The organism is Ethanoligenens harbinense YUAN-3 (assembly GCF_000178115.2).
Classification (GTDB): domain Bacteria; phylum Bacillota; class Clostridia; order Oscillospirales; family Ethanoligenentaceae; genus Ethanoligenens; species Ethanoligenens harbinense.
Window position 1 is genome coordinate 1,436,590 of the sequence record NC_014828.1, and the last position, 13,823, is coordinate 1,450,412.

The 13,823-nt window shown below is 58.2% G+C and carries 15 protein-coding genes; all 15 read left to right on the forward strand.

The annotated features are described in order from the left end of the window. The first annotated feature begins 27 nt into the window (after positions 1-27). A complete protein-coding gene (locus tag ETHHA_RS06665; protein WP_013485214.1) occupies positions 28-1,179 on the forward strand; it encodes a mechanosensitive ion channel family protein in 1,152 nt (383 codons plus the stop codon). 376 nt (positions 1,180-1,555) lie between these two features. Next, positions 1,556-3,022 carry an anthranilate synthase component I gene (trpE, locus tag ETHHA_RS06670; protein ID WP_013485215.1) on the forward strand — a complete coding sequence of 489 codons (1,467 nt, stop codon included), beginning with the start codon at positions 1,556-1,558 and terminating at the stop codon, positions 3,020-3,022. After that, positions 3,019-3,591 carry an anthranilate synthase component II gene (locus ETHHA_RS06675; protein WP_013485216.1) on the forward strand — a complete coding sequence of 191 codons (573 nt, stop codon included), beginning with the start codon at positions 3,019-3,021 and terminating at the stop codon, positions 3,589-3,591. The genes trpE and ETHHA_RS06675 overlap by 4 nt, the downstream gene beginning before the upstream one ends. Positions 3,592-3,601: 10 nt before the next feature. Continuing rightward, positions 3,602-4,615 carry an anthranilate phosphoribosyltransferase gene (trpD, locus tag ETHHA_RS06680; protein ID WP_013485217.1) on the forward strand — a complete coding sequence of 338 codons (1,014 nt, stop codon included), beginning with the start codon at positions 3,602-3,604 and terminating at the stop codon, positions 4,613-4,615. Between the two features lie 73 nt (positions 4,616-4,688). Then, on the forward strand, positions 4,689-5,492 hold the full coding sequence (gene trpC, locus ETHHA_RS06685; protein WP_013485218.1) for an indole-3-glycerol phosphate synthase TrpC: 804 nt from the start codon (positions 4,689-4,691) through the stop codon (positions 5,490-5,492). Continuing rightward, entirely contained in the window at positions 5,485-6,135 is a 651-nt protein-coding gene (locus ETHHA_RS06690; protein ID WP_013485219.1) for a phosphoribosylanthranilate isomerase, read from the forward strand. Before trpC ends, ETHHA_RS06690 begins: the two co-directional genes overlap by 8 nt. A 19-nt stretch (positions 6,136-6,154) precedes the next feature. Continuing rightward, positions 6,155-7,342, forward strand: coding sequence for a tryptophan synthase subunit beta (trpB, locus tag ETHHA_RS06695; RefSeq protein ID WP_013485220.1), 1,188 nt, complete (start codon positions 6,155-6,157; stop codon positions 7,340-7,342). Then, the gene (trpA, locus tag ETHHA_RS06700) at positions 7,335-8,132 is read left to right on the forward strand and encodes a tryptophan synthase subunit alpha (protein WP_013485221.1); all 798 of its coding nucleotides are present in this window, start codon (positions 7,335-7,337) and stop codon (positions 8,130-8,132) included. The genes trpB and trpA overlap by 8 nt, the downstream gene beginning before the upstream one ends. 156 nt (positions 8,133-8,288) lie before the next feature. Beyond that, positions 8,289-9,479 (forward strand): S1C family serine protease, encoded by a 1,191-nt coding sequence (locus ETHHA_RS06705; protein ID WP_013485222.1) that lies wholly within the window; start codon positions 8,289-8,291, stop codon positions 9,477-9,479. Between the two features lie 233 nt (positions 9,480-9,712). Beyond that, positions 9,713-10,027, forward strand: a complete 315-nt coding sequence (gene trxA, locus ETHHA_RS06710; protein WP_013485223.1) for a thioredoxin — start codon at positions 9,713-9,715, stop codon at positions 10,025-10,027. Between the two features lie 89 nt (positions 10,028-10,116). Beyond that, positions 10,117-10,767 carry a Crp/Fnr family transcriptional regulator gene (locus ETHHA_RS06715; RefSeq protein WP_013485224.1) on the forward strand — a complete coding sequence of 217 codons (651 nt, stop codon included), beginning with the start codon at positions 10,117-10,119 and terminating at the stop codon, positions 10,765-10,767. Between the two features lie 59 nt (positions 10,768-10,826). Further along, positions 10,827-11,525, forward strand: a complete 699-nt coding sequence (gene ispD, locus ETHHA_RS06720) for a 2-C-methyl-D-erythritol 4-phosphate cytidylyltransferase (RefSeq protein WP_041687308.1) — start codon at positions 10,827-10,829, stop codon at positions 11,523-11,525. Beyond that, positions 11,522-11,995 (forward strand): 2-C-methyl-D-erythritol 2,4-cyclodiphosphate synthase, encoded by a 474-nt coding sequence (gene ispF / locus ETHHA_RS06725; RefSeq protein WP_013485226.1) that lies wholly within the window; start codon positions 11,522-11,524, stop codon positions 11,993-11,995. Before ispD ends, ispF begins: the two co-directional genes overlap by 4 nt. A gap of 413 nt (positions 11,996-12,408) precedes the next feature. Further along, the gene (locus tag ETHHA_RS15530) at positions 12,409-12,645 is read left to right on the forward strand and encodes a putative Se/S carrier-like protein (protein ID WP_137143867.1); all 237 of its coding nucleotides are present in this window, start codon (positions 12,409-12,411) and stop codon (positions 12,643-12,645) included. Continuing rightward, positions 12,629-13,777 (forward strand): aminotransferase class V-fold PLP-dependent enzyme, encoded by a 1,149-nt coding sequence (locus tag ETHHA_RS06730; RefSeq protein ID WP_013485227.1) that lies wholly within the window; start codon positions 12,629-12,631, stop codon positions 13,775-13,777. The genes ETHHA_RS15530 and ETHHA_RS06730 overlap by 17 nt, the downstream gene beginning before the upstream one ends. The last annotated feature ends 46 nt before the right edge of the window (positions 13,778-13,823 follow it).

Sequence of the window (13,823 nt, forward strand, 5' to 3'; positions counted from 1 at the left end):
GCGGCACGTGGAAACGGAGGAAATCGGATGATGATCTGGCAGGATGTGACGACGCTGGCCGGCAATCTGGCGCGGTTGGGCGTGGTGCGCTATCTGGTGCCGCCGATCGTTTTTCTGGCGGTGCTGGCAGGGGGATGGATCGTAAGCCGGGTGTGGAAAGCACTCGGCCGAAAACTCGACGGCGCCGGCATCGCGTGGGGGAGGACGGTCGTGCCCGCCTGTCTGCGCCCGCTGCATGTCTTTTTTCTCATCACGGGTCTGTATGCGGCGCTGTCGCTTTTTCCGGGTTTTGCACAGCATGCCGCTTTTGTCACGTTCTTTACAAAAATATACCGTTCCCTGATGATCGTGCTGGTGGCGTGGGTGTTTTGGAACCTTGAGTCCGCGCCCAACCTGGAGCAGTCGGCGCTGGCCAAACAGATGGACATTCAGAGCAACCAGGCGGTGCTGCCCATCCTATCGAAAGCGCTGCGCTTCATCACGGTGGCACTGGCTGTGCTCATCATCGCGCAGGAGTGGAATTTCAGTATCAGCGGGCTGCTGGCGGGCCTGGGTCTGGGCGGCCTTGCCCTTTCGCTCGCCGCCAAAGACATGCTCGCCAGCATTTTCGGCGGGCTCATCATCCTGCTGGATAAACCGTTCAAGATCGGCGACTGGATCGAGGCGGCATCCATCGAAGGAACGGTGGAAGATATCACGTTTCGGAGTGTAAAGATCAGAACCTTTACACAGGCGCTTGTTACGGTTCCCAACGCAAACGTGGTGGATAGCGCCGTTACCAACTGGAGCCGCATGGGGAAGCGACGTGTGGTGCTCAAGCTGGAGCTGAGCGTGCAGACACCGCCTGCCGTCCTGCGCACGGCAAAGAGTGCGGTGCTCCATTTTGTGAAGGGGCACAAGGGCGTCCATCCCGAAACAGCAACCGCTTCGTTCGATGATTTGTCCGGTGCAAGATTGCTCTTTACGGTCATTTATTACACCAGAACAACCAAGTGGGAAACGTTTCTGAACATTCGCGAGGACATTTTGCTGAATACCATGCAACTGCTGGAAAAACACCGCGTGGCCCTTGCGGTGCCGGCGCAGGAGGTGCGGCTGGTATGCGGGCAGGAGCCTTTGGCTCAAGAGCCGGAAACGGGCGTCGTGAAAAAATCCCTTGACAAACCGGCGCAGCCATGATAAGGTAAAAATAGTGAAACCGAAGACGGGGAAGTCAAACTGTGTACGGCATTCCAGAGAGCCGGGGGAGCTGCGAGCCCGGTATGTGACGGCATGGCAAATGGGCCCCGGAGGGCGGTGCGAAAGGCATTTTGCCGAGTAGCTTCCGACGCAGCGCCAGCGTTATCAAAGGCGGGGAATGTGTTGGCATTCCGTATGAGAGCGTACTGCTTTTGCAGTGCGAATCAAGGTGGCATCGCGAGCGTACCGCTCGTCCTTGTGAAGAACAGGGACGGGCGTTTTTGTTTGTCCAAAAACGGTTTGAATGGGCCTTATCCGTGCGGCGGGAGCCAACACTCTCCCACCGGAAGAAAGGCGAGAGGAGTGAATACAAAACATGGTTACACCTTCTTATGAGGAGGCCGCAAAACTGGCCGGAGGGTATGGGCGCATCCCGCTTTCCATGGAGATCTATGCGGACATGGAGACGCCCGTGCGCCTGCTTGCAAGACTGGCGGCGCGGGGCAGCCACTACTTTCTGCTTGAAAGCGCAGACGGCGGCGAAAAATGGGGGCGGTATTCGTTTTTGGGGTTCGACCCAATTCTGACCGTCACGGTGGAAAAAGGCAAAACGACGTTCGTTTCGGCGGACGGTTTGTCCGAAACGCTGGACGGTGATCCTTACGCACGCATCCGGGAAAAACTGGCGCCGTTCAAAGCGCCGGTGCTGCCGGGCCTGCCGCGTTTCACCGGCGGAGCCGTGGGCTATTTCGCCTACGACATGGTACGCTATGCCGAAGATCTGCCTGATGAAAATCCGGACGATATGCATTGCCCAGACTGCAGCCTGATGGTAGCGGAAAAACTTATTGCCTACGACAACGTGAAGCAGAAGATCATCCTCATCGTCAACGTGGATACGCGGGGAGATTTCAAAGCCAATTATGAGAAAGCGGCGGCGGAGATCGAAGCAATCCATCAGCGCATTCGTACCCAGTCCGCGCCGGAGCCTGCCTACGGTCACACAAAGCCGCAGTGGGAAAGCAACATGACCAAAGAAGCCTTTATGGATATGGTGGAAAAGGCCAAAGTGCATATCCGCGACGGCGACATCTTCCAGGTGGTGCTTTCCCAGCGTTTTTCCGCCAGAATCGACGGCGGCCTGTTCGACCTCTATCGTGTGCTGCGGGTGAGCAACCCCTCGCCCTATCTCTACTATTTAAAGCTGGGGGATGTGGAGGTGGCCGGCGCGTCGCCCGAAACGCTGGTGCGGCTGGAAAACGGCCTGCTGGAAACCTGCCCCATCGCCGGTTCCCGCCCACGAGGCAAAACGCTTGAAGAAGACGCGGCGCTGGAAAAAGAACTGCTTGCGGACGCCAAGGAGCTCTCCGAGCACAACATGCTGGTGGACCTCGGTCGCAATGACATCGGCCGGGTAAGCAGTTTCGGCAGCGTGAACGTGGCGGAGCACGCCAAAGTGATGCGCTATTCGCAGATCATGCACATCACCTCGTTGGTGACGGGCAGGCTGCGCGCAGACCTCGATGCGTTTGAAGCGCTGCGCTCCATTCTGCCGGCGGGCACCCTTTCAGGTGCGCCTAAGGTCAAGGCGATGGAACTGATCGACAAATATGAAAACCGACGGCGCGGGCTGTACGGCGGCGCCGTCGGCTATGTGGGGTTCGACGGCAATATGGATGCCTGCATCGCCATCCGCACCGCCATTGCCAAGGGCGGCATGGCCTATGTGCAGTCCGGCGCGGGCATCGTGGCCGACAGCGTACCCGAAACCGAATATCAAGAGAGCCTGAATAAAGCCAGAGCCGTACTGCTCGCGGCGGAAAGGGCGGGTGAAATCCAATGATCCTGATTCTTGATAATTATGATAGTTTCTCCTATAATTTATATCAGGTGTTCGGCACCATCACGCCCGATGTGCGCGTGGTGCGCAGCGACAAGATCACGGTGGACGGGGTGCGCTCGCTGCACCCCTCTCATCTGGTACTTTCGCCCGGCCCCGGTTTTCCTAAAGACGCGGGCATCTGCATAGACACCGTCCACGCCTTGAAGGGAGAGCTGCCGATCTTGGGCGTCTGCCTGGGGCACCAGGCCATTGGGGAAGCGTTCGGCGGCAAAGTGGTGCATGCGCCGCAGTTGATGCACGGCAAGACCAGCACCGTCACGCTCGATAGGGACTGCCCGCTGTTCAAAGGGCTGCCTGAAACGGTGAACGTCATGCGTTACCATTCTCTGGTGGTGGAAAAGGCTACGCTGCCGTCCTGCCTGCGGGTGACGGCCGCCGAGCCGCAGGGCGAGGTCATGGCGTTTATGCACAAAGAGTATCCCGTTTTTGGGTTGCAGTTTCATCCAGAGTCGTTCATGACCGAGCATGGGGTCGACATGCTGCGGAATTTTTATTCGATACAGGTGTGAGGTGTGCAGAATGATAAAAGAAGCCATTGGGCAGGTGGTGGAAGGGAAGGACCTTTCACCCGAACAGGCCAGAGGCGCGATGGATGAGATCATGAGCGGAGGCGCCACCCCCGCGCAGATCGGTGCCTATATCACGGCGCTGCGAATGAAGGGCGAGAGCATCGATGAGATCACCGCCAGCGCGCAGGTGATGCGCGAGAAAGCGCCGCTGGTGCGGGCCGAGGGTGATGTGCTGGATATTGTGGGCACCGGTGGGGACCGCTCCTTCACGTTTAATGTGTCCACCGTCAGTTCGCTGGTGGTAGCTGCGGCGGGCGTACAGGTGGCCAAGCACGGCAATCGCTCCGCTTCCAGCAAATGCGGCAGTGCCGATGTGCTGGAAGCATTGGGCGTTAAACTCAACCTTACGGCGGAGCAGGCCGCCGGCCTGCTCCGGACCGCAGGCATCTGCTTCATGTTCGCGCAGGCGTTTCACGGTTCCATGAAATACGCCGCCGGGCCGCGCCGTGAACTTGGCATCCGCACCATCTTCAATATCCTCGGGCCGCTTGCCAACCCAGCCCGCGCCAATCTGCAGTTGCTGGGCGTCTACGACGCGGCGCTCTGCCAGCCTCTGGCGCAGGTGCTTGCCAATCTGGGGGTGCGGCGAGCCATGGTGGTCTATGGGCTGGACGGTCTGGATGAAGTCTCGCTCTGCGGGCAGACCCAAGTGAGCGAACTGATCGACCAGCGGGTGAGCAACTATTTGCTTTCGCCGGAAGATTTCGGCCTCACGCCCTGCGCGCTGGAAGACTTACGCGGCGGGGACGCACAGGAAAACGCGCAGATTGCCCGGAATATCCTTTCGGGAGAAACCGGCCCCAAGCGGGACATGGTGCTGCTCAACAGTGCCGCCGCGCTTTACATGGCCGGCAAGGCCGACGGTCTGAAAGCCGGTGTGGAGATGGCACGGGAACTGATCGATTCCGGTAAAGCGGCGGAAAAGCTCGAAGAACTGGTGCGCGTGTCCAACAGCATCGCCTGAACCGCCGCGCCCCCTCTTTGCTCCCGGAAGGGAGCGGCAGGCTGATTTCCCACACATAAAGGAGCCAAACCGCATGAGCAGTGAAACGATTTTGGATACCATCATGGCCAACCGCAGGCAGCAAATCGCCGCGCTGAAAGAGAAACGGCCGCTGCATGCCCTGGCTGAGCAGGCGTTTTCCGCGCGTGAAAAACGCACGGCGGTGGATTTTGCCGCAACGCTGAAAAAGCCCGGCCTGTCGGTGATCGCGGAGGTCAAAAAGGCGTCGCCGTCGAAAGGGGTCATTCAGCCGGACTTCCACCCGGTAGAAATTGCCCGTGCATACGAGGCGGCCGGAGCAGATGCGGTTTCCGTGCTCACCGAGGAGACATATTTCCAAGGCGGCGCGGATACCTTAACACAGGTACGCGGAGCCGTTTCGCTCCCGGTCCTGCGGAAAGATTTCATTTTTGACGAGTGGCAAATCGCCGAGGCGTGCGTGCTGGGAGCGGATGCGATTTTGCTCATTGCCTCCGTGCTGGATGTGTTCGCACTGAAAAAACTGATGGCGGTGGCGGAGATGTTCGGGTTGCAATGCCTGGTGGAGGTACGCAGCGAGTCGCAGGTGCGCGATGCATTGCGCGCGGGCGCGCGCGTGGTGGGGGTAAACAACCGCAACCTCGCCACGTTCGATGTCGATCTGTCCACGTCCGCGCGCTTCCGGCACCTTTTCCCAGAGGATGTGGTTTTCGTTTCCGAAAGCGGCATTGCCACGGCGGAAGATATGAAACAGGCCGCAGATCTGGGGGCGGATGCGGTACTCATCGGCGAAACGCTGATGCGTGCCCCCGACATTCACGCGAAACTGAAGGAATTACGGTCATTAACGCATGGTTAAAGTGAAGCTTTGCGGCTTGCGCCGCGTGGAAGATATCATTTCCGTCAACCGGCTGGCAGCGGATTACGCAGGGTTTGTGTTTGCGCCCTGCAAGCGGAAAGTCACACCGGAACTGGCGCGGGCACTGCGGAAATCCCTCAAAAGCCCTACCAAGGCGGTAGGGGTGTTTGTTGATACGCCGGCCCCGGAAGTTGCCGCTATTGCGGAATGGTGCGGAATGGATGTGGTGCAGATGCACGGGAATGAGGATGCCGAGACCGTGCAGACGCTGCGCATGCTGCTGCCGTCGGGCTGTGAAATCTGGAAAGCGGCCCATGTGCGCACGGCGGATGATATCCGCAAGGCAGCGGAAACCGGCGCGGACCGTTTGCTGCTGGATGCCTATTCACCCGATGCGGCCGGTGGGACCGGAGCCACGTTTAATTGGGAGATTATCCCGCAATGCGATATCCCTGTGCCGTATTTCGTGGCCGGGGGGCTGTCGGCGGAGAACGTGGCGGATGCGGTACGTGTCGCGCAGCCGTATGGTGTGGACGTCAGCAGCGGGGTGGAGACCGACGGCTTCAAGGACGCCGGGAAAATGGCACAGTTTGTCTGGGCCGCGCGCGGGGAGGCTTCCCAAGCGGGGCAGGGCATCGAATAAGAAAGCGAAGGTGAGCGCAATGGCGCAAAAAGGGCGGTATGGCGTCCATGGCGGGCAGTATGTGCCCGAAACATTGATGAACGCGCTGGAAGAACTGGAACAGGCGTATGCCCGGTTCCAAAACGACGCGACGTTCCAAGCGGAGTTGCAGGATTTATATCAGAACTATGCGGGCCGTCCGTCTTTGTTATATGAAGCAAAGCGGATGACGGAAGACCTCGGAGGCGCGCGGATTTTTCTCAAGCGCGAAGACCTCAACCACACCGGCTCGCACAAGATCAACAACGTGCTGGGTCAGGTGCTTATGGCCAAAAAGATGGGTAAAAAGCGTGTGATCGCCGAGACCGGTGCGGGCCAACACGGCGTGGCTACAGCAACGGTCGCCACACTGATGGGTCTGGAATGCGAGATCTTCATGGGGCGGGAGGATACCGACCGCCAGGCGCTGAACGTGTTTCGCATGGAAATGCTCGGCGCGAAGGTGCACCCGGTAGACTCCGGAACGAAAACGCTTAAAGATGCCGTCAACGAGGCTCTGCGCAACTGGACCTCCCGCGTGGACGATACGTTCTATGTGATGGGTTCGGTAATGGGGCCGCATCCCTACCCAATGATCGTGCGTGATTTCCAGAGCATCATCGGCAAAGAGATCAAAGCGCAGTGCATGGAACAGATCGGCCGCCTGCCCGATGTGGTGATGGCCTGTGTGGGCGGCGGCAGCAACGCCATGGGCGCGTTTTATGATTTCATCGGGGATAAAACGGTGCATCTCATCGGCGTGGAGGCTGCGGGCGAAGGCGTGGACACGCCCCGCACCGCCGCCACCATCGAGCGCGGTACGCTTGGCGTGTTCCACGGGATGAAATCGTATTTTTTGCAGGACGAAGAAGGGCAGATTGCGCCCGTCTACTCCATTTCGGCAGGTTTGGACTATCCGGGCATCGGGCCGGAGCATGCCTGGCTGCATGACAACGGCCGTGCGGAATATGTCGGCGCGACCGACAAGGAAGCCGTGGACGCGTTTCTTTATCTCTCCAAGCTGGAGGGTATCATCCCGGCCATCGAGAGCGCCCATGCGGTCGCCTATGCCCGCAAGCTGGCGCCCACGCTGCAGAAAGACGCTGTGATCGTTATCAATATTTCCGGGCGCGGTGACAAGGACGTTGCCGCCATCGCTCGTTATCTGGGGGTGCAGCTCCATGACTGACCGTATCGGCGAAATGTTCGCCAAACAGAAGCAGGCAGGCAAAAAAGCGCTGATCACATTCGTGACAGCCGGGGACCCCGATATCGCCGCCACTGAAAAGCTGGTGCTGGCAATGGAACAGGCGGGAGCCGATCTGGTGGAATTGGGCGTGCCGTTTTCCGACCCGGTGGCGGAGGGGCCGGTCATTCAGGCTGCCAACATCCGCGCGCTCTCCAACGGATTGAAGATCGACGGCGTGTTCGACGCGGTGGCGCGCCTGCGTGAAAAAACGCAGGTCCCGCTTGTATTTTTGATGTACATCAACAGCATCTTCAATTATGGAAAAGAAAATTTCTTCAAACGGTGCCGCGAGACCGGCGTGGACGGCGTCATCATCCCCGATCTGCCCTATGAGGAGAAGGATGAAGTGGCTGATCCGGCCGCGAAGAACGGGATCAAGCTGATCTCGCTGGTGGCGCCTACCTCACACGAGCGCATCCAGAAGATCGCGGAGCAGGCGGAGGGGTTCCTCTATTGCGTGTCCTCTCTTGGTGTGACGGGCACTCGCAGTTCGTTTCACACCGATTTTGAATCGTTCTTCTCACTCATCAACCGTTACACCGCCGCGCCCACCGCACTGGGCTTCGGCATCTCGTCGCCGGAGCAGGCGCGCGAACTCAAACGCTATGCGGACGGTATCATCGTAGGCAGCGCCATCGTGCGACTGGTGGGTGCCGCGGCCACACCGGAAGATGCCGTGAAAAGCGTCGCAGACTTTACCGCATCGCTGCGTGCGGGACTGGACAGCTGAGTATTCTTATATATGGGCATGAAGAGGCGCGCCGACAGACGCGCCCCTTTTTGTTTTGTCTGCCCGCACTTTTCGTTCATGCCCTCTTGTCCGTTCACATACCATGTAGCAATACCGCGTGCTGTTGCGCGGAGGTGGAAACATGAGGGTGATGACATGGGGCTGCAAAAACCAAAATGGGTCGGTGGGCTTTTCGGGCGCAGAGAAAAGGGGAATCCGCAAGATGGGACAAAAGGGCGCCGTTCGCTGCAGGTGCTTAATATCGCGGTGTTTGGGCTATGTGCGGTGTTGGTCGTTTCTCTCTTTCTCACCCATACGCAGGCGGGAGGGATGCTGCTGGTCAAGTTTTATAAGGCAGACACCTCTTCGTCTCGCACGCTGGTTCTGGAAAGCCGGCCGGGCGGTGGACAGCTCTCTGCCGAGCAGGTGGCATCCCGTATCCTGCCTGCCGTGGTGGGCGTCGTGCAGTACCAGAAAGGTTCGCTGAGCGAGACAGGGGAAGGGTCCGGCATTCTGATGAGCGCCGACGGCCGTATCGTTACCAACAACCATGTGGTGGAGGGTGCCAACCGTCTGGATGTGGTGCTGCACAACGGCAAACATTATGCGGCTGCGCTGGTGGGAACCGATGCGCGCACCGATCTTGCCGTCCTCAAAATCAACGCGCAGAAGCTGCCGTATGCCCAGTTTGGCGATTCAGACCAATGCCATGTGGGCGAGCAGGTGCTTGCGGTGGGCAATCCGTCCGGGCTGGAACTGGCCGGCTCGGTCACACAGGGCATCATTTCCGCGCTCAACCGCAATGTGGATGTCGGCAACGGCCCCATGAACCTCATTCAGACCGACGCCGCCATCAATCCCGGCAATTCGGGTGGCGCGCTGGTCAATATGTACGGGCAAGTGGTGGGCATCAACTCGGCGAAAATCGCGCAGACGGGCTATGAGGGTCTTGGGTTTTCCATCCCCATTCGCACCGCGCAGCCGATTGTAGACTCCATTCTCAAATACGGATATGTGAAGGGTCGTGTCAAATTCGGCCTGAACTGCCGTGAAATCGACACCGTCACCGCGCAGATCAATCATATTCCACAGGGCATCTACATTGGCTATGTGGAACCGGGCAGCAGCGCCGCGCAAAACGGAGTGAAAGCCGATGACATCATCACGGCGGTGGACGGCCAGTCCGTCAAGAATACCAACGATCTTATCACGCTGCGCGACAAGCACAAGCCGGGCGATACGCTTGAGCTGACGCTCTTCCGCCGTGGGGACGGCAAAACCTATGAGATTCCCGTCGCCCTGATGGAAGACAAGGGGGCCGCGGGTGCAACCGACGGAGATTGGTAAAGGGAATACCTGTTGGTTTTTTCAATAAATTAGAAAATCGTTTGCATTTACCGATCAAAAAGCTGTATACTATAAAAAGCCGATTCGGCAATATTTGCATCGCTGATTGTGATAAAAGTCACATTCAAACAGGCATGATAGTGGTATACTATGGGCAGATGAAATAAAGTGTCTCCAAGGCCGGTATGGATTCCGGCTGTGGGGATGCAGTTTCAAAAAAGGGAGTGTTCAAAATGGCGGCAATCACCGTTACAAAGGATAATTTCAATACGATCGTTCTGCAAGCCGACAAACCGGTTCTGATCGATTTCTGGGCAACATGGTGCGGCCCGTGCCGGATGGTTTCACCTATTGTGGATGAGCTTTCCGAAGAATTGAGCGGTACCATCGAGGTAGCCAAAGTCAATGTAGATGAGGAACCGGAACTTGCTTCCAAGTTTGGTGTGATGAGTATCCCCACATTGGTGCTGGTCAAGGGCGGAACAGTGGCCGCCACTTCGGTGGGCGCCAGGCCTAAGGAAGATATCCGCCAGCAGCTGGGTATTTGACAGCACCACGTTTTCAGGGCCGCGCGCTTCGCAGGACGAGGCACGCGGCTTTTGCTGTGCGCAGCGTGGAAGAAGAAAGAGGGGATGGTATGACGCAACAAGAATGGACAATCCACTTCCCGTTTCTCAGGCAGATGCCGGAGGATGAACGCAGGCATTTTTTGCAGTCTGCCGTTCTGTACCATCTGCGCGCGGGCGAGGTCGTGGTGCGGGAGCACTCCAACTGCATCGGGGTTATCTTTGTTCTTTCGGGCGAACTGAAAGTGTACAAGGTTTCCGAAAGCGGCCGGGAACTTGCACTTTACAGCGTTTTTCCGGGTGAGGCCGCTCTGCTGACAATCAGCAGCCTGACCGCACAGGTGTCCGCTTCTGAAGTTTCGCTGGCCGCCTTGCAGGACAGTGTGGTTGCCATCGTGCCGTTCAGCACGTTCTGTTATCTAATCAGTACATCCCCACAGCTTCAGCAGTTTGTTTTTTCCTGTATGTATAACAAATATACGGCCATCATCACGCTCATTGAGAAACTGACGTTCAAAAGTGTCAACGACCGGCTGTATGATTACATCTGCGAAAACACCGACGGCGGACGCATGCCGCTTTACACCACCCACGCGCAGGTGGCCGCAAGGCTGGGGACGTCCCGCGAGGTGGTCACCCGCTGCCTTCGGAAAATGAAACGGGACGGTATCATCCAAACCGAGCGCGGGAAAATTTCTCTGATAAAGAAAAAAGATACATAGCAAAGCGGGGTAGTTGCCGGCGTTGCCGTTTGGTCAAAAAGAAAAGGAAGGACATGAACATGAGTACACAAGCGGAGCCGTCTGTGACGGCCGTCATTGTGGCCGCGGGGAACGGACGGCGGATGGGAGGCGCAGCCAAACCGTTTTTGCCGCTTTGCGGCCGGCCGGTGCTGGCGTATGTTCTGGATGCGTTTGCACACTGTCCGCTGGTGACGGAGATCGTCGTGGTCACGCGCCCGAATGAGATGGCCGAAGCCGGGAAAATCGGCCGGGCATACAAGAAATTTGCGGGTGTGGTACCCGGCGGCTCAACCAGACAGCTTTCCGTGCGGGCTGGGCTGGAACGGGCGTCCGGAGATTATCTGGCCATCCACGACGGCGCCCGGCCGCTGGTATCGCTTGCCTGCATTGAACGGGCAATCCGCGCCGCTTTCGTTTGCGGGGCGGCTGCGGCGGCTGTGAAAGTCAAAGATACCATCAAAGTGACCGACGACTGGGGGTATGTGATGCAGACGCCCGAGCGGGCGCGCCTTTGGGCTGTGCAAACGCCTCAGGTTTTTAAGAAAGCACTGCTGCTGCGCGCATTTGCGGCGGCCGAGGCCGTGGATGCGGATTATACGGACGACTGCCAACTGGTGGAGGCAATCGGTGGGAGAGTGCGGCTGGTGGAAGGAGACTACGCCAACCTGAAGATCACCACGCCGGAGGACATGGATGCGGCAGCGGCGCTGCTCCGGAAAAAGGGGACACAGGCATGAGGATCGGACATGGATATGATGCACACCGTTTTGCAGACGGACGTAGGTTGGTGCTGGGCGGTGTGGAAATTCCCTGCCCCCGCGGGCTGGACGGGCATTCGGATGCCGATGTGCTGCTGCACGCCGTGATGGATGCCTTGCTTGGAGCCGCTGCGCTGGGGGATATCGGCAAGCTGTTTCCAGACACGGATATGCGATTCAAGGGCGCGGACAGCCTGGTTATGCTGCGCGAGGTGCATGCACGGATCGCGGCCGCGGGTTTCCGCGTGGGGAACATCGATGCCACCGTTATCGCGCAGGCTCCCAGGCTCGCGGCTTATATTCCCCGAATGCGGGAACGGATCGCCCAAACATGCGGGGTGGATACGGCAGATGTGAATGTCAAAGCCACCACGGAAGAACACATGGGGTTCACCGGGCGGCTTGAGGGCATCAGCGCACACGCGGTCTGCCTGTTGGAGTCCCTTTGAAAAGAATGGCATTGTAGACCGGCGTGTGCGGCAAGGCATGCGCCGCCTTTTTGATGCATAATATGAAGGGTCTATCCATGACTGGATTCTGAACCCTCATTGGGCGCGGTTTCGCGTTACGTCGGCCGGAATGCATTCGCTCGTTCGTTTTGATCCGCCTTTATGCGCATGAAATTTTCCAAATTTCTCCCGTTTTCCAAGTTTGCGGATAGGCACTTTATACGGTTCTGCCCTTTAATGGGGATACGCTATCCGGTAAAGGGGAAACGGGCGGGCGCAATGCGCGTAAAGTTTCCCTGCGGCATACACTGGTAGTACCGGACAATCACGCGCTCCAAAAGGAGGTACAGCCTGTTCGGCAACTATTTTTGACGGCAGCTTTCTGTTGCCGGCAAAACCGTGAGGTGAAACACATGGGCGGCTATATTGTCGTCAGTTCAATCACATATGCCTATAAAGCCCGGGATCTGCTTGAACGGAAAGGCTGCAGGGTACAGGTGGAACGTGCTCCGAAAGATCTATCCCGGTGCGGTTGTCATTTTCTTTTATTAATCCGAAATTGTCCGCTGCAACAGGCGATTGCGGTTTTGGATGCGGCGCATATCCGTATTATCAAATCAGGCGGTGATCATTATGGTCTATCTGGATAATGCCGCCACCAGTTTTCCCAAGCCACAGCAGGTGGGTGCGGCCGTTGCACGCTTTATCCATGAGATCGGCGCGAACCCCGGCCGCAGTGGGCATAAACTATCCATGGAAGCGGCGGAATCAGTCTATGCCTGCCGCAAAGCCGTGGCATCCTATTTCCATGCGCCGGGTGCGGAATGCGTTTCATTCACGCTCAACGCCACCTATGCGATCAATTTTGCGCTGAAAGGCGTGCTGGCCGAACGGAGTGGCAGTGCGCATGTCGTCACGTCTAATCTGGAACACAATGCCGTGATGCGCCCGCTTTATACGCTGAAGCGGCCATATACGGCGGCGGTGGTGGATTTGGCGGACGATGCATGCACACTGCGGAATTTTGAAGCCTCTTTGCGGCCGGATACGTCGTTGGTGGCCTGCACCCACGCCTCCAATCTGTGTGGACGCGTGCTGCCGATTGCGGAAATCGGCGCGCTCTGCCATAAAAGGGGCATCCCGTTCCTGGTGGACGCTTCGCAGTCGGCGGGCATGCTGCCCATCGACATGCAGGCTGCCCATATCGATTTTCTCTGTATGCCCGGGCATAAAAGCCTGTACGGTCCGATGGGCACGGGAATTTTGATCGCGGCACATGGTGAAACGCTGGCCACGCTCATCGAGGGCGGCACCGGAAGCAATTCCGTCGATTTTGCGCAGCCCGATCTGATGCCGGACCGTTTTGAGAGCGGAACGTTGAACGCACCGGGAATCGTGGGGCTGCATGCGGGCATCCGGTTTGTGCGCGCCAGAGGGCAGGAATCCTACGTGAAAGAGATGCGGCTGGCCCGCATGCTTTACGATGGATTGCATCGCATTCCCGGCATTCGGCTTTATACACCCCGCCCGTGGGGCAACGGCTATGTGCCGGTGGTCTCTTTCAATATTGCAAGCCGTTCCAGTGTGGAAGTGACATCCCGGCTGGACAAGATGGGGTTTGCACTGCGCGGCGGGCTGCATTGTGCTCCTGCCGCGCACATCGCGTTTGGCACCATCGACCAGGGCATGGTGCGCGCAAGCATCGGCGCGTTCAACACACCGGAGCACATCACCGCCCTGCTGGCGGCAGTCAAAAAGCTCGCGGAGGAAAAAGACACATGATTATTTGCCGGACCAAACAGGTCGTGTCTCCGCTTTTCCGTCTAAA